Source organism: Planktothrix sp. FACHB-1365 (assembly GCF_014697575.1).
Taxonomy (GTDB): Bacteria; Cyanobacteriota; Cyanobacteriia; order Cyanobacteriales; family Microcoleaceae; genus Planktothrix.
This window is the reverse complement of record NZ_JACJSC010000005.1, coordinates 69,456-90,042: the sequence shown is the minus strand read 5'-3', so window position 1 is coordinate 90,042 and position 20,587 is coordinate 69,456. Positions and strand designations below refer to the sequence as shown.

General features: G+C 38.1%; 18 protein-coding genes, 2 pseudogenes and 1 CRISPR repeat array. Of the genes and pseudogenes, 7 read left to right on the top strand and 13 right to left on the bottom strand.

The window, feature by feature from the left end:
* Both H6G57_RS08995 and H6G57_RS29600 read right to left on the bottom strand, forming a co-directional pair.
* Complete coding sequence (locus tag H6G57_RS08995; RefSeq protein WP_309235818.1) at window positions 1-1,140, bottom strand: RNA-guided endonuclease TnpB family protein; 1,140 nt, start codon at window positions 1,138-1,140, stop codon at window positions 1-3.
* A gap of 28 nt (window positions 1,141-1,168) precedes the next feature.
* A pseudogene (locus H6G57_RS29600) lies at window positions 1,169-1,213 on the bottom strand (helix-turn-helix domain-containing protein); the annotation flags it as partial.
* 78 nt (window positions 1,214-1,291) lie between these two features.
* On the opposite strand from H6G57_RS29600, the pseudogene tnpA reads away from it, so the two are divergent.
* A pseudogene (gene tnpA, locus H6G57_RS08990) lies at window positions 1,292-1,564 on the top strand (IS200/IS605 family transposase); the annotation flags it as partial.
* Window positions 1,565-1,567: 3 nt separating this feature from the next.
* Window positions 1,568-2,997: a CRISPR direct-repeat array (repeat unit 37 nt; unit sequence GTTTCAATCCCTGATAGGGATTAATAGTTATTATAAC).
* 251 nt (window positions 2,998-3,248) lie between these two features.
* Here tnpA and cas2 read toward each other — a convergent pair.
* From cas2 to cas3, 9 genes are all read right to left on the bottom strand, one after another.
* The gene (gene cas2, locus H6G57_RS08985; protein WP_190517803.1) at window positions 3,249-3,521 is read right to left on the bottom strand and encodes a CRISPR-associated endonuclease Cas2; all 273 of its coding nucleotides are present in this window, start codon (window positions 3,519-3,521) and stop codon (window positions 3,249-3,251) included.
* Window positions 3,522-3,523: 2 nt separating this feature from the next.
* Window positions 3,524-4,528, bottom strand: coding sequence for a type I-D CRISPR-associated endonuclease Cas1d (cas1d, locus tag H6G57_RS08980; protein WP_190517802.1), 1,005 nt, complete (start codon window positions 4,526-4,528; stop codon window positions 3,524-3,526).
* A 118-nt stretch (window positions 4,529-4,646) separates the two neighbouring features.
* Window positions 4,647-5,243, bottom strand: a complete 597-nt coding sequence (gene cas4 / locus H6G57_RS08975) for a CRISPR-associated protein Cas4 (protein ID WP_190517800.1) — start codon at window positions 5,241-5,243, stop codon at window positions 4,647-4,649.
* Between the two features lie 47 nt (window positions 5,244-5,290).
* On the bottom strand, window positions 5,291-6,112 hold the full coding sequence (gene cas6, locus H6G57_RS08970; RefSeq protein ID WP_190517797.1) for a CRISPR-associated endoribonuclease Cas6: 822 nt from the start codon (window positions 6,110-6,112) through the stop codon (window positions 5,291-5,293).
* An 89-nt stretch (window positions 6,113-6,201) separates the two neighbouring features.
* Window positions 6,202-6,912, bottom strand: coding sequence for a type I-D CRISPR-associated protein Cas5/Csc1 (gene cas5d / locus H6G57_RS08965; RefSeq protein ID WP_190517796.1), 711 nt, complete (start codon window positions 6,910-6,912; stop codon window positions 6,202-6,204).
* A 13-nt stretch (window positions 6,913-6,925) separates the two neighbouring features.
* Window positions 6,926-7,975 (bottom strand): type I-D CRISPR-associated protein Cas7/Csc2, encoded by a 1,050-nt coding sequence (gene cas7d, locus H6G57_RS08960; RefSeq protein ID WP_190517794.1) that lies wholly within the window; start codon window positions 7,973-7,975, stop codon window positions 6,926-6,928.
* 56 nt (window positions 7,976-8,031) lie between these two features.
* The gene (gene cas10d / locus H6G57_RS08955) at window positions 8,032-11,532 is read right to left on the bottom strand and encodes a type I-D CRISPR-associated protein Cas10d/Csc3 (RefSeq protein WP_190517793.1); all 3,501 of its coding nucleotides are present in this window, start codon (window positions 11,530-11,532) and stop codon (window positions 8,032-8,034) included.
* A 246-nt stretch (window positions 11,533-11,778) separates the two neighbouring features.
* A complete protein-coding gene (locus tag H6G57_RS08950) occupies window positions 11,779-11,979 on the bottom strand; it encodes a hypothetical protein (protein ID WP_190517791.1) in 201 nt (66 codons plus the stop codon).
* A gap of 273 nt (window positions 11,980-12,252) precedes the next feature.
* Window positions 12,253-14,472 (bottom strand): type I-D CRISPR-associated helicase Cas3', encoded by a 2,220-nt coding sequence (gene cas3 / locus H6G57_RS08945; protein ID WP_199314131.1) that lies wholly within the window; start codon window positions 14,470-14,472, stop codon window positions 12,253-12,255.
* A 59-nt stretch (window positions 14,473-14,531) separates the two neighbouring features.
* Here cas3 and H6G57_RS08940 point away from each other — a divergent pair, with 59 nt between their 5' ends.
* Window positions 14,532-15,371, top strand: a complete 840-nt coding sequence (locus H6G57_RS08940) for a YafY family protein (protein WP_190517790.1) — start codon at window positions 14,532-14,534, stop codon at window positions 15,369-15,371.
* Window positions 15,372-15,481: 110 nt separating this feature from the next.
* Here H6G57_RS08940 and H6G57_RS08935 read toward each other — a convergent pair whose 3' ends face one another.
* Both H6G57_RS08935 and H6G57_RS08930 read right to left on the bottom strand, forming a co-directional pair.
* The gene (locus H6G57_RS08935) at window positions 15,482-16,318 is read right to left on the bottom strand and encodes an EAL domain-containing protein (protein WP_190517788.1); all 837 of its coding nucleotides are present in this window, start codon (window positions 16,316-16,318) and stop codon (window positions 15,482-15,484) included.
* A gap of 198 nt (window positions 16,319-16,516) precedes the next feature.
* Entirely contained in the window at window positions 16,517-16,672 is a 156-nt protein-coding gene (locus tag H6G57_RS08930) for a hypothetical protein (protein WP_190517786.1), read from the bottom strand.
* A gap of 276 nt (window positions 16,673-16,948) precedes the next feature.
* On the opposite strand from H6G57_RS08930, the gene H6G57_RS08925 reads away from it, so the two are divergent.
* From H6G57_RS08925 to H6G57_RS08905, 5 genes are all read left to right on the top strand, one after another.
* Window positions 16,949-18,244: a Ycf66 family protein gene (locus H6G57_RS08925; protein ID WP_190517785.1), complete on the top strand. Its 1,296-nt coding sequence runs from the start codon at window positions 16,949-16,951 to the stop codon at window positions 18,242-18,244.
* Window positions 18,241-18,591: a YkgJ family cysteine cluster protein gene (locus H6G57_RS08920; RefSeq protein ID WP_190517783.1), complete on the top strand. Its 351-nt coding sequence runs from the start codon at window positions 18,241-18,243 to the stop codon at window positions 18,589-18,591. Before H6G57_RS08925 ends, H6G57_RS08920 begins: the two co-directional genes overlap by 4 nt.
* Window positions 18,592-18,684: 93 nt before the next feature.
* Complete coding sequence (locus tag H6G57_RS08915) at window positions 18,685-19,065, top strand: TMEM165/GDT1 family protein (RefSeq protein ID WP_190517781.1); 381 nt, start codon at window positions 18,685-18,687, stop codon at window positions 19,063-19,065.
* Window positions 19,066-19,080: 15 nt separating this feature from the next.
* Window positions 19,081-19,383, top strand: a complete 303-nt coding sequence (locus H6G57_RS08910) for a TMEM165/GDT1 family protein (protein ID WP_072718948.1) — start codon at window positions 19,081-19,083, stop codon at window positions 19,381-19,383.
* A 166-nt stretch (window positions 19,384-19,549) separates the two neighbouring features.
* Window positions 19,550-20,569: a calcium-binding protein gene (locus tag H6G57_RS08905; RefSeq protein WP_190517780.1), complete on the top strand. Its 1,020-nt coding sequence runs from the start codon at window positions 19,550-19,552 to the stop codon at window positions 20,567-20,569.
* Window positions 20,570-20,587: the final 18 nt, after the last annotated feature.

Genomic DNA, 20,587 nt, shown 5'->3' with positions numbered 1-20,587 from the left:
CTACACCGCCCTAATCGGGTCGGTGTAGGCTTCCGAATTCACAGACCGATGCCCTTTCACCTTGCGGTTATCCGGTCTTACACAGCCTCCATCGGCAAAGACGGGGTTCCCTCCGCCTTCTGTTAATATTCTGATTCCTTTATTCCTGATGTTGAGTGCAGCGTTTTCGTCACGATCATGGTGAGTATGGCAATTAGGACAGTCCCATTCCCTGATATCCAGAGATAACTCATCTAAGACATGACCACAACAGGAGCAGGTTTTGGAACTGGGGAAAAAGCGATCAATTTCTACAAGCTCACCACTTTTTTGCTTCAACTTGTAATCAATAAAGTTGACAAATTTTCCCCATCCCACATCAGATATTGCTTTTGATAACTTCCGGTTCTTAACCATTCCCTTGACGTTGAGGTTTTCAACGACAATCACTTGGCTTTCGTTTACCAATTTTCTTGATAATTTATGCAAGAAATCTAGGCGAGAATTAGTTATTTTCTCATGAACCTTGGCAACAGTTTTCCTGAATTTCTCTCTCGATTTACTACCTTTAGTTTTTCGGGAGAGCTTTTTCTGTTTTCGAGCTAAATTTTCCTGGTGACAATATAAATGTTTGGGGTTAGCATATTTAGTTGCATTTTCTCCATCATGAACAATTGCGAAATCCTTTAGCCCCAAATCAATCCCAATAATATTATTTCCCGACTGTTTAATGTCAGTTCCTTCTACCTCACATAAGATGGAAGCAAAGTATTTATCGGTCGGAGTTTTGGAGATTGTTACGGTTTTAATCTTTCCCGTAATTTCTTGGTGAAATATAGCTTTAATCTTACCGATATTAGGGACTTTTAGGTATTCACCGTTAACGGTAACACTTTGGGGATACTGGATTGATTGCTTATCATGTTTAGATTTGAAATTAGGAAATTTAGCTCGTCCCTCAAAAAAGTTTTTGTAGGCTCTGTCTAAATTAATTGCTACACATTGAAGAACCGATGAGTAGCAATCTTCTTTAAGCCAAGGATATTCTTTTTTGAGTTGAGGTAGCATTCCCTTATAAGATGCTAATTTTAGGTTTTTTCCAGTTTCTTGATAGTGCTGAATACAGGCATTTAAGGCAAAATTCCTTTTGCGATCTTGCACAGCCAAATGACTTGGCTAATACTAATTCTTGTTCGGGTGTTGGATAGAGTCTAACTTTTGTAGCCTTCAGCACTTTAAATCACCTCCTTAGTTGGGTGTTGTTGTTTTGCTATACACTGACTATAACACAAGTTTTTAGATATAGGGAATCATGAAAAATGATTTTGTCAGTAAAGGAAGATCTGTTAGCGATCTCAAAGTTCACTTGGTTTTGACAACTAAGTATCGACGTAAGGTTTTTACTGTTAAGATGTTGAATCGCTTACACGAAATCCTTGAGGAGTTACTCCAAAAGTGGGATTGTAAGTTGATTGAGTTTAATGGTGAAGATGATCATGTTCATCTTCTCTTCCAATACCATCCAGATCTAGCTTTGAGTAATTTAGTTAACAATCTTAAGCTTCTTGATAGGAAGAAATACAGACAGGTTTCAATCCCTGATAGGGATTAATAGTTATTATAACCAGAAAATCGATGTAGACAAGCTTGAATTTCGTCGTTTCAATCCCTGATAGGGATTAATAGTTATTATAACCTTACAGTTTTTAGACGCAAGTAAGAGTAATTTACAAGCTTGTTTCAATCCCTGATAGGGATTAATAGTTATTATAACTAGCCATTTATCTAGGAAGATATTATGAGCTTTAGGTTTCAATCCCTGATAGGGATTAATAGTTATTATAACGCAGGGAATATCAAATAGTTTCCATCCTGTCTGACAAAGTTTCAATCCCTGATAGGGATTAATAGTTATTATAACCCTACACAAAAAACAATCAGAGGTCTTGCGGTGTAAGGCAGTTTCAATCCCTGATAGGGATTAATAGTTATTATAACTACACTCTGAGTATGTAGATGATGAGCCAATAGTCTGTTTCAATCCCTGATAGGGATTAATAGTTATTATAACTTCCCAAAATGGGATATTCCGACAGCATATCCTGTTTCAATCCCTGATAGGGATTAATAGTTATTATAACGGATAGTCCAATGTCAGCACCGCCACCACCTGTAGTTTCAATCCCTGATAGGGATTAATAGTTATTATAACTGGTTTGTCCAAAAATTAGGATGTCTTGGAAAATCCCGTTTCAATCCCTGATAGGGATTAATAGTTATTATAACCGGGAATAAAATTAAGTTTGTTTCATATCTACAAGTTTCAATCCCTGATAGGGATTAATAGTTATTATAACATATCAAGGATATGTTTGCTTGGATGTTCCAAAAGGGTTTCAATCCCTGATAGGGATTAATAGTTATTATAACAATGCAGCCTCTGGGAATTCGTGGCTTAAACGTTGTTTCAATCCCTGATAGGGATTAATAGTTATTATAACGTCGAGAAACTCTATATCTCCACGTCCTGACTAAGATTGAGTTTCAATCCCTGATAGGGATTAATAGTTATTATAACCCGTAGCACCCCAAAAAATCCTAGTCCCTGGGGAGTTTACGTTTCAATCCCTGATAGGGATTAATAGTTATTATAACGATGATGCTCAAAAAAATCTGTTAGCTGAACAAAATAGTTTCAATCCCTGATAGGGATTAATAGTTATTATAACCTTGCAGCGTCGATCATCGAGGATTGATAAGAATACGTTTCAATCCCTGATAGGGATTAATAGTTATTATAACTTGATCGACGGAGTGGAATGAGTTCCTACTATCGCGTTTCAATCCCTGATAGGGATTAATAGTTATTATAACCTTTGTTTTCCTGCGTCTTAAAGTTTTGGATACTTGTTTCAATCCCTGATAGGGATTAATAGTTATTATAACACGGGTTTCTAACGCCGTTCTACCCTTCTCAGTTCGTTTCAATCCCTGATAGGGATTAATAGTTATTATAACCGCAGGCTTCTGAAACCCTTGATATATTTAGTTTTCAAGGTGCGATTCCGACAACCTGATCAGAATATACCATTTCAGCCATCGACTTGACAATAGGCAAAACTAAAAAAACGCTGAAACTCTCTCAGGACAAGGCTTACAAAAATTGCGACAACCGCAAAAGATGAGCGAAACAGTTTAAACCCAGAACCGATAACGGTTTCAGCGATTATTTTAGCATTTCTTTTCCCAACAGCAACAGGTAGGCGCGACTAAGCAAAGAAAATCGAATGATCCCGTAACTGTTCGCCGCCGATACGTTCAACCTTACCCTGACAACAAGCACAGAGGAAATAAAAGCGAATACTATCCGTTTCAGGGTTAATAATTTTGTTGAGACGCGATCGCAATTTAGCATATTGAGTATTGGTCAATTCACACTCAAACACACTATATTGCATCCATTGACCATAGGATTTCAAGATCGAATGAATTTTCGTGCGGCGTTTATCCTCAGAAATATCGTAAGACACCACAACAAACATAATTATTTTAACACCAAAGGCGGATATTTTTCAATGTCACCCATCAAATATTTCCCTAACAAACGAGCTTGAATTTCAAACGCCTCTTGATAAGTACATTGTTGACCCAACACCGGATGCTTGAATTTAGATTGTTTTTTCTGTTCATACAATTTCAAAAACGTTCGCCGTCCTTCAGGAGACATTAAAACCGCATTGCTAATCGGTTCTGTTGTAAAATCATCAGGAGTCAACTGCTTTAAATTAATCGCACTTAATACCATCGAATCCACAATTAACGGTCGAAACTCCTCCATTAAATCCAAAGCCAAACTCGGACGACCATAATGTTGAACATGAAGATAACCCAAATAGGGATCAAACCCGACTAAATTAACCGCACTTTGCACATCATGACACAATAAAGAATAACCAAAACTGAGTAAAGAATTAACGGGATCTGTTGGAGGGCGACGGTTGCGATATTGAAAACTAAATCCATCTCCCCGAATTAACTGATCAAATGCTCCAAAATAAGCCGCACTTCCCGCCCCTTCTAAACCCCTTAAAGAGTTAATATTATTCGTATTAGAAATAGGAGCGATCGCATTATCCAAGCGAGTCAAAGCAGCCTCTAAATCCAGTTCAGAATATTTACGTCCTTGTCGCAATAAAATCATCCGATAATTCTTCAATTTTCCGCGCACAAACCCCCGGACTAAATGTAACGCTTTTTCCGACTCTCCGGCTGCTTCCCATTGCGCTTTTCTGACAAAAATATTCTTGGTCATTTCCGGTTCTAATCGTCCTAAATAACGCCCCGTATTTGTTAAAAAAGTTAACGGGATATGTCGTTCTAAAAGTTCCTGAACCACCGCAGGAGACACCGTTGAACGTCCTAGAATTACAATACCATCCACCTTAATTAACGGTATATCCAGAACATTTTTCTTATCCGCCTTTACCGTTAACCGTTCATCCGTTTTACCAATAAACGAATCATTAACCGTAACATAAACCGTTCCCATTGTATTAACCTCAAAAAAATAGTAGGTTGTGTAAGCGAAGCGCACGCAACAGAATTACTGTCTATGATCTATAAAGTAAATACTAGCGAGCGAGGACGCTCGCACTACAATATTTACCTTAAACAATCACCTCTTGATACCGACTAACTTTTGCAGCAATTTTCGGTAAACAAGATTCATACAAACTGCAACCTTGACAGCGTTTTTGATAACTTGCTAAAGGTTGATGACCCGTTTGTAAAAGATCGAAAACTTGATCAATAATATTAATCGCTTGTTCTCGTAATATTGGGGAAATATCCACAGGTTGACGTTGATGAGATTGAGCATAATAAATATAACCCTTCGTTACTATTTTACCCGTCATTTCTTCTAAACATAACGCTTGCGCCACGACCTGCATTTCATCATTATCCCATTCCCCTTTCCGTCCCCGTTTATATTCTACAGGGTAAAATTCTCCTGACTGTGATTCAATTAAATCCGATTTTCCAATTAATTTATAACGTTCAGATTTCAACCAAACCGCCCGAACTTGCCAAATTTCCTCACGATTTTGTTCTCCAAAACTATGAACGCGATCGTGCAAACTCGTTCCTTCTATGGTATACTGATTATCAACAAATTCCCCTGCACAAAACATTCGCCAACAGCGATGGGGACAATAGGCAAAATGATTCAAAGACGAAATCGCAATATAATCAATGGTTTCCATAATTAACCTAACCTTATTTAGCAGAAAATAGACAATTCATGCAACCGTCAGCTATTAAAAACCCTCTTCACCATTCCCATTCCCATCGGTGTTTTCCGTCCCACACCGCTATACAGAGCAAAATCCGCTAAGGTATTAATTTGTTTAATAATCATTGGATCTACATCTCCCAAAATTCTAAAATTCATCACTCCCACACAGCCAATAAATTTACTCCGAGAATCCGCTAAAATCTCCGTTCTAATATTGAAGAAACTCGGAAAAATTGGTTCGATTAGAGTCTCTTCAAATGGAATCCCACCATATTGATTCCAACGCCTTAATAACGACCCAAACACACACTCGCGCGTCGGTAAAGCCGAATCAAAATTGCTTTGACGAAAGGCGGTTGGCGTACAGAAAATCAATTCTATTTGTCGGTTTTCATCAGATGCTTGTTCATACAATTGACCATAGGATGAAAAATTAGCCCAAGGTTGAGTTGATTGAGGTGTTCCTAAAATGCTGGTAATTTGTAAATCAGCAGGGCCTAAATGCCAAGGTGTTTTAGGATTAAGATTTAACCATAAACCACTCAAATGACTAAACAAATTATCATCCAATAAAGAAATTCTTAACCAGCAAGGGGTTTCACTTGAAATCGGTTTCTTATGTTGCCATTGTAGAACATTCTGATGAATTGTTTTACTGATTTGTAACGGACTTAAGGTAAATGCTTTATCAGTTTTTTGTTCATGTAAATAATTCCCTAATTCTGCATCAACAGAACTGACTAATGTTAGAAATAACGCATGAAGATGTCGTCCCGTTAAAAAGTTAGGAGGAATGGTAGAAAGTGGCAACAAATTGAGAACAAGACTATGTGGCATAATTAAATCTTAATAATGTGCTGGGTGGGTGAGAGGATGAAAAACAACGGTTAATACCGATAGATTAATTTCCTTACCCACCTGACAGATTAATGAAAACGGTATTGCATTTGAGCAGGAATTTTTAAGGTTTCTTTCCCTATTTGAACGCTGTAATATTCACCTCGCATTCTGACATTACGAATTAAACTAACCGGAGGCATATTAATCGTGTCGTAACTCAAAACTTGATGGGTAAACATCACATCCAGAGGATTCAAAGGATAGGGAAAAATAAATTCATTCTCTGGATGCCGTTTAGGTTGTGGTAATTCTTCTATCGTTAACTCTGCCTTACTTGCCCATTTTCCTAAACGAATCCATTTTGGCAGTTTTAAAGAGTTTTCAGTAATGATAAAAAACTCAAACTTGCTTTCGGGAGCAATTTCTTTTGTTCTGCCAAAACTGGGAATATTCTTCTGGGTTTTCTCCATCTCAACATGATAGTTATTATTGGCATATTTCCAAGTGTTGAGAACTGCCGTATAGTTAACTGTTCGGGCTGGAGTCACATAAATTCCCTGTTGATTCAAAGGCGTTAAATGTTGCTCATATTTAGGCACTTGTTCAGGACAGAAATAACGATAGGAATCTTCCTCAGCAACCGTTGTTTGATAGGAAGGGTTATCAATTAAACCCAACGCATAACAAAGGGCATAATTATGCAGAATGGGTTCCGTTTCATAGAGTCGCCCAATTTCACGGGTAGCAAAATAAAGGCTATCATGCAGTTCTATTGTGCAACGATAGATTATTGTCATTAGTTGGACTCCGTTACACTTCAGCTTTTTTCTTGCCTTTAATATGATCAGAAGCATATTGTTTAGCTTCTGCATCTGCTTTTTGTAGAATTGCTTTAAGAGATTCTTCCTGACTTGTCAGAGCTTTGACTTCCTGAAGTAAGGTCTGAAACTCGTTACCAATAAAATCAGTATGAACAATAGGTTCATCCTGTAATAAACTCTTGATAGCTACTTCAGCATATTCCATAACATCATCCTCATCTAAAGGCTCAAGAGATTGAAGGGTTTCTGTTGAAAATTGATCATAAATTGCCTGAGTCCAGCGAAGATTACTGGTAATTTCTCCATCTGCAAAAACGACTCCTATTAATTCATTTCGCATTTTACCTGTGCGAGTTGTTTGTGCGCCGTAGCGACTGGTACGCAAGATGTTATTAAAAACATACAAAAAGCTTGCTTCTGTTGGATCTTTAAGAGTAATAATACTCGGAAAGAAAACTTGGGGACGTATATGATCTTGCTGATTAATTCGAGATGTTGTACTTCCAAGTTCTCCATCTAATTTGCCTGGACTATTTTTTCCTTGTCCCAGTTCTTTTTTTTCGCCTTTTGCAGCCATTGTTCCATTTTCATAAGGAGCATTGAGTGTAAAAGATTCATGGGAATCGTCAAAATGGGTGATAGAGAAAGCAGTATCAACAACGACTTTTGACTTTTCTGAACCCGAATCACCAATAGCAAATCCATAGATAATACAATCAGGATTATCCATTGCAAATCTGACATTGTATTCGCATTCTTCAGCCGTCATTAAACCATAATTTCGCAACAGTTCTCGACCAACTAAACGTTCAGGGGTTGACTGTTTCCGTTTAAACATGGTTAAGCGACTAATGGGAGCGCGATTTTCCCGTTTTAAACCTGCTCGAACTTTAGCTTTATTTAGTTCTTGATCGGTTTGGAAAAGGGGATAAGATTCGGTAACACGGACTGTGATAAAATGTACATATTTCCCCATTGGTTTGTAGGGAATTTCAGCTTGAAAGAGCTTTTTAGAGTTAACTGTTTTCAGAAAAGTCATCGTAAATCTCCAGTAATTGTGGTTGAATGAACAGAATCTAGCAAATCTAACAAAAATTATTCTTCTTCTTGCGAATCACCTCCTTTTGAATCATCATCAGATGGTTTCCTTGCTCGGTATTCTTTATCATCTTCTAGGCGATATATAAATTCGCAAGTATCCCGAATTAAGTTGAGTTGACGACCTGCTAAACGAGCGCGATCGCCTTTAAATGTTCCTTCAAAAACTTCCAGAACAAAATATCGAGCAAAATCTAAAATTGTCTCTCTTTCCTGATCTCGTTCACTATTTTTGAAAACCCATCGTCCTTCTGCGGTGGAACTGTGAACTCGATTCATTAAACTAAACAGTCGTGCAGCAACAGCATCAACCATTGCTTCACCTTGACACCAACTTAATTCAGCTTTCAAAATAACATCAGCCGCCTCATCAATCGGTTTCAAAATAGCATTTGCTTTTGTGGGTTTGCCTTTAGTAGATTTCGCTCGATAGAATTTGCGATATAACTCTGTTAATTTTTTAGGGTGGTGCAGTTTTGATTGTTCAGTCATAGTCCAATCCTCTAATTCAAAGTTGTATTCAACATGAGGGTCAAAGCAAGGATAGAATTGATAGGCATAGAGTCGAATTTTAGCCTTGCTAGGAGTTTCTAGATTTTGAGAACGTACCCAATTTTTTAGATAACTAAAAACATAAAGAGGGCTCGTTTCAAAATCTCGTGCCAGTTCCGATAATTTTCCCCAGTTGGGGTTATAGCCTTTTTTTGTTTGTCGAGCATTAACATCCAAATTAATTGCATAAGCAGCCGTTAAAACTTTTAAAGGTGCAGGATATTTAGATTGCTTTTTCTCCCATCCTTCCAGAATATAATCGAGACGAAAACGTTCTTCTTGAGTTAAAACTCGGAAGGCTTGAGGCGCACTATCTAAAAATACTGTTTGTTCAAATTCTGTCCCATCCGTAAACGGTGGAATAGGAGATTCTGAAACAACGGTTTTGACATCTAAAATCATAGGGAATGCAAATCCTAACCAAGTTGGCATCACCCAAGATTCTGTATCCGTCGGTTCAGTTTTGCCTCGTTTTTCGGGTGGCAATGCCATGAAATAAAATGTTAAGGGTTGTTCTTCTGGATAGTTGAGCTTGAAAATTAAGCTTTTCTTGGTTTCTGTTTTTTCATCTGTTGTTGATTTTTTACCTTCAGATAGTTTGAACAAATCTACACTTTGATAACGTTCTAAAGAAAAATCGGCTTGCAAATCTTGACTGATGAAGTGATTTCGTATCCCTGTATCAAAGCGAGTTTGAACAATTTGATCATAAGCTTTTGCTAAAAAACAATTCGTTTCAGGAGTAAAATAATAGGTTGGATAAAAGTACAAGTACCGATATTTTCCATCTTCAAAGCTTTTTCCGACTGCTTGGGTCTTACTCATTAAAATTTGACGCAACATCAACTCAATTTGAGCAATACTAGAGATATTTCGTTTGGCATTAGTACCCCGCAGCATTTGTTTATTTGTATAAACTTGGGGTGTAAATAAAACAGCCGATTCCATTTGTTCTTTCACAGTGTAAGCGGAATGAGAAATTGAACAAATTAGCTGCTTACCCCGTCCAGGTTGTTTTGCTGATTGATAGTATTTTAGTTCTTTTAGAAACTGATCAGCTTCAGTCTTATTGCCAGTAGGTAACATCACCACTTGTTTGAGCCATAAGCGCAGATCTTCCCATCCATCATTCGCTGATTTATTTTGTTGTAAAATAGGATTTAGAAGTTCAGCAAGGTAAGTAATTAAATCTTCTCCTGTGGTTTGAATATCTTCTAAACTAGGATGATGCTCAATATACTTAGCTGCTAAATAATACCATTCTAAAGGAAGACCGCCTGTATTACCTTTAAGTTTTAGTTCCTTCAGTTTTCCATTAATATTCTGAATTTCTTTAACGGCAGGTAAATATTCACCTAAATTCCAAAATTCGATAATTTTATAAACTAATTGTTCACTCGAATTCAGATCATCAGGCAGTTGAACAGTTCCTCCTGCCTTGTTGCTCTTGTTTTTCTTATTCTCATCAATAATTTTCGCAACTCTATCAGACCAAATTTTTCGAGTAACTAAATCCCCAAATTCTGCTAATTGATCAATCCGAACATCACTAGAAAATTCAAAATTGTATTGAGCCGATAAACCTCCTTTTTTTTGAAATTCTTGAAGGCTTTGGCTGCGATCTTGAGCTTTACTGCTCTTGACAGTATTACGAGTGGCATCAAGAGCGACTTTAATCAAAGCAATATCATCAAAAAATAGCTCATAATATTCAGCATATTTCATCCCTTTACCTTCTCGTACAAAACCTTTTTGTTGTTGTTTTAATTCCTCTATACAAAGATTTTTGATCTTATCAATTACTTTTTCTGGCAGGTTTTCTGTTGAAATTGGAGGTGCATTTTTATGTTGAAGATAAATGATTCCTGTAGGGAGATACAGCAAGGGTTCATAGTAATGGCAAAACGGGGGAAAATATTGACAATCTTTACGGTTGAGTCCTGTATGCTCATCCATTAAGGCATTGTTAATAACATTCGTCAGCACCCCTCGATTTTCTGCAATGCTGTGATAAGTAAATTTTAGTTGCCCATCACTTAAAGAGTGAATTAAATCTTGTAGCTTGGGAACATCTATATCCTGTGGATGTTTAATCACAGAAGCTAGAGAATCTGCCAAATAGGCAAGGTCAACTAAAGTTTTAGGTTGCTTGCCTTTGAGTGTGAGTTTGTTTAACCCAAATTCTGAAGTATTTAAGTTTGTATCATTACGTTTTTGAGCATTATAAGCAATATAGAGTAAATCATCTATATGTTTTTGATATTCCTCTGGCTGATTAGGGTATAGAAATCGGTCAAGATTTAATTCTTTAATAAGAATATCAATGATTTCTCGATGTTCCTCTAAAGATAACTTGCGAATCTGATCTTTTGGTACTGCCTTATACTGTTCAGGCATATTGGGAAATCGTTGATAATCAAATTTCTCGAAATCATGTAGAATAAATCCAGCGATCGCCAGTCTCCGCTCTTGTTCTTTGACAACACGCTGTACTGTTGTATCCAGTTGTTCTAAACGTTGCTCAATTAAATTAGCTGGGAATAATCCATTCAGTAAATGAGTGTTAAGAGATTGATCTCCAGCATTATCTCGCCGAACTGGAGGTTCCCCCGTCTCTTCTCGTTTTTCATCAATCTTGTCAAAAAATTTTCCGCCTTTTGCAGTTACTCCTATACCAACTCGCAATAAGTTTGATAATACATACTCACTCAAGTCCTGCATAACGACATCATCAGGATTTTGAGCTTTAATTGCGTCTTTCAAGATTTTAAGGGGAATTAATTCAGGAGGTTGTGTTTCAATAGGACGACTTTTTTGTTCAAGTCCTTCTCCATAATCATCATCTGGCGACCATTCTTCATCCTCACTATTAAATTGCTGATCTAGGATGGGCTGGCTAAATAAATTTAATTGGTTTTCGTTTGTTTTTTTAGATCTTTTAGGCATTTTTATTAAACCTCTAACTACATGGATTACAAAGAAAGGGAAGCTTTTCTACAAACTCAGTGCCTTAAATTAGGATGATGAATGAGACTGAACCAACCATTTTAAAAACACTTAATTTTAAATTTGGGGGTTAAGACTACTTAAGCCTGTACTTAATGCCGTAAGCTAACTGTTGATCAGCTTCCCTAAATTGATAGGAAGACCTGTAGTGAGAAATACTCACCACAGCCACCCTACATTGAGACATCAATCTTTGATTAACTGATACCAAGCAGGTCGATTACGCCCTTCACGATACAAAGTAACGATGTTGTATCCTTCTTGGTGGCGAAGTCGCTCAATGGTGGCACTAAATCGGTGAGTAACACTCAAAAATTCCTTTGCATGATGAGGTTTGTAGTCCGAGAGAATTTCCAGAACACAATGTTTTATGGTCTTTTTAGACATGATTTCACTCTCCTTTAAAATTAAACTAAGCAATTTCAACCTAACACAGTTATTTTTGGGATGGGAGGTATCGCAAAAAATTTCTACAAGTTCAGACTTAATTAACCATCTGCAAGTCTCCTGTGATATATTGGTTAGTAGGCAGAGACTCCCACAATTTATTGGCATGGTGGGTGCAATCCCTTTCAGGGATTGAAAAAATTACGTCTGTTCTTACTGGCGTAAGCTTGTACTCTGTCACCATATCTATAATCCCTATCAGGGATCGAAACGCTAACAAATCCATAATTCACCTCCATCACTTTTGAACCGATAGGCAAGGGTTTCTAACAATAATGCAGACTGACCAAAAGCAACAGAATAGATGGCATTGCGATCATGTTGGCCTGCTTCGTCTAATTCATAAATTTGAAAGTGCATAGGGAGACGTAAACGTTTACGAACTTCAATCATTGGAATAGGTAAAACATAACTTACTAAGGGTTTTGTTCTCAGTCTTTTATTGATTTCGCTAATCCAACGGTTTTGAGGTTGCCATACTTGAATTCCTAATAAAACTTGAACTTTCCAAGCGTCTGCAATCGGTTGTAAATCTCCTGGGTAAGTTAATCGCCAATTTAAACGTTCTTCTCGGTAACTATGCAATTTCATAAAAGCCAAACAGTATTCAAATCGGCTTTTAGGTATCGGTTGCTTACGGCGTTCTGCGGTTTGGTGAAGCGATCGCAAAAAGGCTTCTTTAGAGATTACTTCAATTTCTAAATTGCTGATAATTCCAGGTAAATCATAGGTTTTAAACCGATCAATTTCATTAGTTTCAGTCAAATCATAAATCCCACACAGAAGTGGACTTGATCCTCGAAAACTAGCCGCTTCATCTGCAATAGGATTTCCATCTCGACCAGAAAATTGTTGCCACTCACTTCGCCATCGTCTTAAACAACCCGCAACTCTACCGAATTTTGTCTCAAAAACTTCTTCACAAGCTGTTTTAAAGGCTTCTTGACTTCCTGCATAACTTCTCTTAATGTAATCATTACCTAATCCATTTTTTCCGCATAGGATGACAGATTGAACCGCACCCCAACGAGAATAATATTGACGAAAATCATTAATTTTATAATATTTATCTTTCAAAATCTCGTTGAAATACTTTCGATCATAAATTCCACCTGTTTCTAAAGGCGCTGATTGTTCTAAAAATAAACTACCGACTAGAAAATTAGGAGTTAGAGCATAAGCAGTGAAGTTAGTAAAAGTAATTTTTTTGCCATCCTTTTCATAATCATCATGTCGCCCTAACCGTCCTAACCGTTGAATAAAGGTTCCGGTATCGGATGATTCAAAAATAAGAAAGTTAATTTTAAAGTCAACACCGACATCAATTGTGCTAGTTCCTAAAACTAAATCAGTTGAAAGCGATCGCTCTTTTTGTCCCTTTCCTGATAAACCTGTATTTTCGCCAACTGTTAATCCATAGGGTTTAAGAAATTCTGCAAAAATGGGAGTTAATCGCTTGACAGCAGCAATAGAGTTGAGAATAATTGCTCCTTTACTACCTGGATTATTTTGAAAGTAATCTAAAATTAGTTGTCTATTTTCTTTTAGCCAGTTTTCAGAAGCTTTTGTTGAAGGTTCTAATGAAATAAAATTCAGTTTAATTTCTCTGGATACTTTACGCCATTTTTGTCCCTCAAGTTCCTGACATTCTTTAATGGTACTTGGAAAAACATATTTATTCTGATCAATCGGATTAATTTCTACACACCGAAACCCAACTTTATTAAGGCGTGTGAGTAATTCTTGATTGGGGGTTGCTGAAAGAAATAAAAACTTTTTTTGTCGCTTCGTGTAACGAATTAATAATAAGGTATTGATCACACTGGCAATTTGAGGAGCATTAAAGACATGAAATTCATCAAAGATGAATCGATCAAAGTCTTCATCAATTCTTCCCCATAGCTTATCAGGACTATCCTTTGGCATTAAATAAGCACCCCGATGTAAGTAGTGAAGAATATCTGGATTACTGAGTAAAATGTCTCGTTGACTCGTATGTGTTTCGAGGACAGCACTTTTTCTCAAACCTTCATTCTCAGCATAAAGTTCTAACTCTGCACTACTTAAACGACCAATGCGAGGTTGAGGAAAGGGATTAAATTTTTCAACATAGCTTTGAATTTGTATTTCTTGATCACGAGCCAGTTCATTCGTTGGATACTGCACCATTGCTGAACCGTTACCAAGAAGTACATCTAAACAAGCCGCCAATGTTTTGCCATCTCCCGTCATCGCTGTATTGAAAACTACATCAATATTCGGATCACTCAACGCTTTGAAGGTTTCCCCTTGATGCCAAGCTAACGTCCAACCGGGCGGTAACGTCACCCCCTCCAACGGTTCAGAGCTTGGACAGGAATAAACAGGCTTGAGTGTGATAGAGTAGGTATCCACAATTAAACTTTCCGGCTTTACGATAAATTGTATTGACATCTACTACTATCACACACTCATCTATAAATTGCAAGTACATTTTGTAATTATTTTTGAAAATGCCCAGAAAAAAAGAAACCCTAACCCTGTCCGTCCCCCCTGGAACGAAAGAAAAGCTCGAAGACATCGCCCAACGCCTCGATATCAAATGGGGCGATAAACCCAGTGCATCGGGGTTAATAGGTGCGATCGCCCTTTCCCAACTCGAAGTCGGACAACCCTTTACCCTCGATGCGAATCAGGTCACAGCCTTAAAAAAAGCAACGGAAGTGTTAATAGATTCGGGTTCTGTAGAGGAAGCTCAGATCCTGTTGTCCCTATTGGTCAACCGAGGCAACTTACAAGCTCCTTTGCGTCAGTCTCTCCTCCAAAAAGTCAGCCAACCCACTCAAGCATGGCGGATTTTAGTTGATCAGCAAATTGCCCGAAAACAGCCGTTTCACGTTGTTTATACCAACTCTCAAAAACAGCAAATGGAGTACACCGCCCGTTATGCTGAAATCTGCTTTTATGAGAAACGCTATTACTTACAAATTTGGTGTGATGAAACTGAAGATAGTGATGATTTGCCAGAATTACGCCATAACCGATGTCTAAGATTAGACCGAATTAATGGAATATTACCCATTGAAGGACAGTGGCGTGATTCTCTGGATTCTATAAAAGTGTACTTACACTTTAAAAACTGGTTAGCCAATGCTTATGAACCGAAATTAGATGACCTCAATGAGAAAATCGTTAATGGCGTTAAACAGGTAGGGCGTCGGGTTGTAAATTCCTTCTGGTTAATTCGGGAGGTGTTTCGCTATGGCCCAGATTGTGAAATTGTGGCACCGGATGCGGTGCGCCAACGATTTAAACAGGAACTCACTAAACTTTATCAGCTATATCAAGATTAATCTCAATTCCCAGTGAAGTGTAGAATAGAGAATCAAAGATGATGGGTTAACATTACGAGGGGTTTCAAGAAGCTAGAACTCTAAGACACATCCGCATGATTTTCTATTCTTTACTCTGGACGTAAAACCTTATCAAAAGGTTGGGGACGGCTGAGATAGTAACCTTGAGCGTAGTTAATACCGAGGGCTTTAACGCTTTGAAAAATCGCTTCAGTTTCTACATCTTCAGCAATAGTTTTTAATCCCATTTTTTGGGCTAAATAATGGATCATTTCAACAATGCTTCTATCTGTTAAATCATTCAGCATATTCCGAATAAAAATACCCGGAATTTTGATATAATCTACAGGGAGATGTTTGAGATAGGATAAGGAAGATAATCCTCGACCAAAATCATCCAAAGTAAAGTAATATCCTAAACTTTGAAGATAGGTAATTAAATCAGAAGCAATTTCTAAATTAGATAAAGCTACTGTTTCATTGATTTCAAAACAAATGACTTCAGGAGAAATATCTAATTGTTTTAATTGTTGATGAATTCTACTAACAAAATCAACTTTATTAATACTGTGTCGCGATAAATTAATCGCAAAAGAACTGTTATTGAGTAAGTCAGCCTCAATTTTAGCTAAGGATTCCAGAAGGTTCTCAACTAACCAACGATCCAGATCAGGCAGTAAATAATATCGTTCCGCCACCGGAAGAAAAACCGAGGGAGGAATCATCCGACCATTGGGATCAAATAATCGTACAGAAACTTCATAATATCGTCGAGAATCAGGTTCTGCTAAAGAAATAACATCCTGAAGATATAAAGCACAACGATTATCTGATATTGCATTTTCAATTAATTGAATCCATTCAACATCACTGGATAATCGAACGAGTTTAGGATTATCTGGAGTAGGAGATGGATTCCGATGAGCTTTCCAATCGGAGGAAAACATGGTGAACTAAAACTCCAGTAATAGTAAAGATAGATGCAACAATCACGAACTCTATTGATGATAGTAACCCCTGAAGGTGAACAAGCGATGAAGGGTTGATGAGAAAAAACTCATGCAAATTCGCTTAGTTTTTAGGGCACCTCAATTGAGTAAGAGAGGCATCTTTTGATCTGGAGCTAAAGTTTCAGCCAACAGACTCTACTTAATAATTTTTTGGGACAGAACAATTCTTCCCATATCCATTTGCAGTGCGACACCTGTTGTGGATGCTGGTTTAGAGCTTAACCAGTTGACGCCAAACTGTAAATGAAGAGCCAATGTAACAAAAGCGGCTAACAATAATTTTTCTAACATGATTACCTCCCCCTAAATCACTTTCTGATCGCACCCTATTTTCTATCTATATCTATAGTAATAAGACAACACATCCTGTCTGTATGATTCCGTACAATCTGTATTCATGATATAATTCACATAAATTTGTGATTTCAATCACAACAGGTTTTCACTAACGATGGACAGTGACAGTAACTGCCAACAGCCAACACCCTTCCCTAGATTCTGTTAACCGTTAACAGTTAACGGTAAAATAACTCCATAACAGGTTCTTTGATAGAGTGGGAGGGAAAAATGCTGGCGTATATCCTAGCGATCGCAGTGGGTTTAGGAAGTTTTGCCCTTTATATGGCGGCCTTCTTCTTTCCAGAAGTTCACCGCAAAAGTGATTTTGTCTGGAGTGGAGTCGGATTGTTTTATGCACTGGTGCTCTGGGCCTGTGCTGGACGAATTACAGGGGCCGTGCTTTTAGGCCAAGTGGCGAGTGTATCATTATTAGTTTGGTTTGGATGGGAAGCGCTGGTACTACGCCGAGCCGGAACCCCTGTGGCCCAACAAACCCCGATTCCGGCGGATGTTAAAGAACGAGTCAACAGCTTTTTACGTCCTCAACCTCCGGTGATTTCACCTCAATCTACACCCCCGGTCAATATTCCTACTCCTCCTCAATCTGTCTCTACAATTAATCCTGTTACTCCTGAACCCCCTGTAGAAACCCTAGGGGAACCCAAGCCCGAACCGGAAATCATGGCAACGGCTCCTGATGTCGCAGCAGTTCAGGATGATATCGTTGTAGAAGAACCTCTGATTTCTTCTGTCACTCCCGAACCAGAAGTTACTGTTGAGGAAATCCCAGTCACCCCCAGTGTTGAACCGACTATCTCCCCTGTAGAAACACCTCAGAAAGCAAAAGAAAAAACCCCGATTTCTTCAGGAAAAACGCCATCAAAAACCGTTGCTAAACCCCAGAAATCCATCCCAGAACTTGCTGGAATGGTATCGGGTTGGGTTGGTAACTTAACAGGATTATTCAATAAAAAAACCAAAACTAAAACCCCGAAACCGACCACTACAGCTAAATCTCCTAAACCGGATTCTGTTCCCGCGACTTCAACAGTTGTAGAATCAACTCCATCGAGTCAGGCTGATTCTGTAGCCTCAGAATTTGCAGAATTTGAGGATATAGAAACAACGGTTTCTTCAACCCCTAATGTTGCAGAAGTTGTTGAGACTCAACCTGAACCCCCAACAGAACCAGAAGCGACGGAAACCGTTGAAAAACCGACTCCTTCACCCTTTGAACAAATTACTACACCCCAGGTGGAAGTTATAGTTGAGATTACCGCAGAACAGGTGAATCTTATTATTGAAGACACCCAGGAATCTGTGGTTGTCGATGTCGCAGACTCAGAAACCGTTGAGGAAATTATTATAGAGTCGGAACCTGAAACGTCCGCCGAAGCCACTGAATCTGAGGAAACCACCCCTGCGGCTTTAGTTCGTCCCCATCCTCCCAACCCAGATTTAAAAGCCGCCGCCCAAAAACCGACGGACTCTAATTCTGCTTCTGAACCTAAACCGGAATCATGACAAATTGGCTTTGTGTAAAACAATGTGGGGCGTGCTGTCATCTCGACCCTGGCGAACGTCCTGAGTTAGAGGACTATTTAACCCCAGAGGACTTACAACTGTATTTAAGTTTAGTCGGGGAAGATGGATGGTGTATTCATTTTGATGCGGAAGCCAGAGAATGCAAAATCTATGATCAACGCCCTCGATTTTGTCGGGTACAACCGGATGTTTTTCAAGAATTATATGGTATCGAACCGGAAGAGTTAAACGATTTTGCCATTGATTGTTGTCAACAACAAATTGAAGGGGTGTATGGGGATTCTTCCCCGGAAATGGAACGTTTTAATCAAGCGGTTGAGGGATAACCCGAACAGTGTTCCTTGTTCGTCTATTGCAGGATTGGGGAAAATATGAAAAGATTATGATATAGTCTTGCTCAATATCCAGACCCTCAACCTATGAGTTCATCCCCGATCCTTGTTAACGTTCAGGAAGACCGACTAACTGCATCCGCTAGTTCTGCCAAAAAGGCTAATCCCTTTCAAAATTTAGTGAGTCCCAAGACTTGGAAAATTTTTGTTTCCACTTTTATTACTATTTTTTTAGCAGAAATTGGAGATAAAACCCAACTCACAACTTTATTGATGACGGCAGAATCTCATGCTCCTTGGATTGTTTTTGCGGGTGCAGGAAGTGCCTTAGTATTAACCAGTTTATTAGGGGTTTTACTGGGTCAATGGTTAGCTACACGCATCTCTCCCCGAACCTTGGAACGGTTAGCCGGAAGCAGTTTATTAGTGATTTCTGCATTATTAATTTGGGAAGTTTTACACTCATAAAATTAGAATAAATCTATGGATTTTCAACTATTAGGATTGAGTTTTATTACGGTTTTTTTATCAGAATTAGGGGATAAAAGTCAAGTAGCAGCGATCGCTTTAAGTGGAAGCACCAAATCCCCCCGTCCGATCTTTTTGGGTACAGCCGCAGCCCTATTATTAGCAAGTTTTTTAGGGGTCATGGTGGGACAAGGGGTTGCAGAAGTTTTACCGACCCATCTTGTTAAAATTGCTGCTGCTATTGGGTTTGGAGTTTTAGGAATTCGGTTACTCTGGTTTAATCAAGGGGAACATTCAGAAACCGATTTTTCAGAATAGAATCGCCAACATTAATCAGTCTGATTTAAGAGATACAAATTCATGTATCTCTATTTTTTGATTGGCTTTCAATTCTTCTTAAAAATTTATCCTGAATTCTAGGAAATAAAAGTGCAAAATTAAGATAACTAACCGATTTATCAGTCGCACTTCGGATGTTCTGGATATGTTTAAAAAAATTATTAATTTTGTCAGTAATGTAATTTGGCCTGTTGCTGAACCCCTAATTTTCACATTTTTTCCCCAATATGAACCTTTATTTAACACTATTCTGCCCATTGCAGAACCTTGGGTTCAGAAATTATTAGAACAAAACCCTCAAATTACTCTGAATACAGCCCCAACTTTGGAAGTTAAACCCAGTCAAATTCTCACCGATATTAATCTTTTAAGCAGTTATAAAACCCTAACCCAATTATCAGGACAATCCTCACAATTATTTATATTAACGGATGATATTGACGTTCTAGCACCCCCCAACACTTTTAATTTTCCCCAACAACCGAGCGGCGTGATTTTACCGGAATGGACAATTAATAATCCCGGAGGAATATTAGCCTTAGCAGGGGATGATATTTTAGTCGGTTCTCATCAAACCGATGTCATGAATGGAAACACCGGAAATGATCAATTATCTGGTGCAGAAGGCATTGATTTACTTCGGGGCGGTCAGGGAAATGATACCCTCAAAGGGGATAATGGAAATGATATTATTAATGGGAATCGTGAGGATGATTTCTTAATGGGAGGGGATGGAGAAGATTTATTAAGAGGAGGGAAAGGAAAAGATAATTTAGATGGTGGTGCAGGACGAGATATTTTAATTGGAGATTTAGACTTTGATATTTTAACTGGGGGTACTGATGCTGATCTATTTATTTTAGGTGCAAACCCCGCAGAAGTTCCTCTAAACGCTACTGAAGCCGATTTAATTACTGATTTTAATGCTACAGAAGGCGATCAAATTTTGATTGTTGCTAGTCTTACCTCTGAAGAAATCACCTTAGAAACCTTTGATCAAACTGCCAATTTTCAACTCGCTACTGGAGCCTCCCAAGGAATCATTATTCGTCAAACAACAACGGGAAATATTTTCGGTGTTGTTGCTAATACCACCGATATTAATATTATTAAAAATAGTATTAATATTGTGAATATTAGTGATGATTTGTTAGGAATTGGCTAAAAAAACCAATTTCTTCTA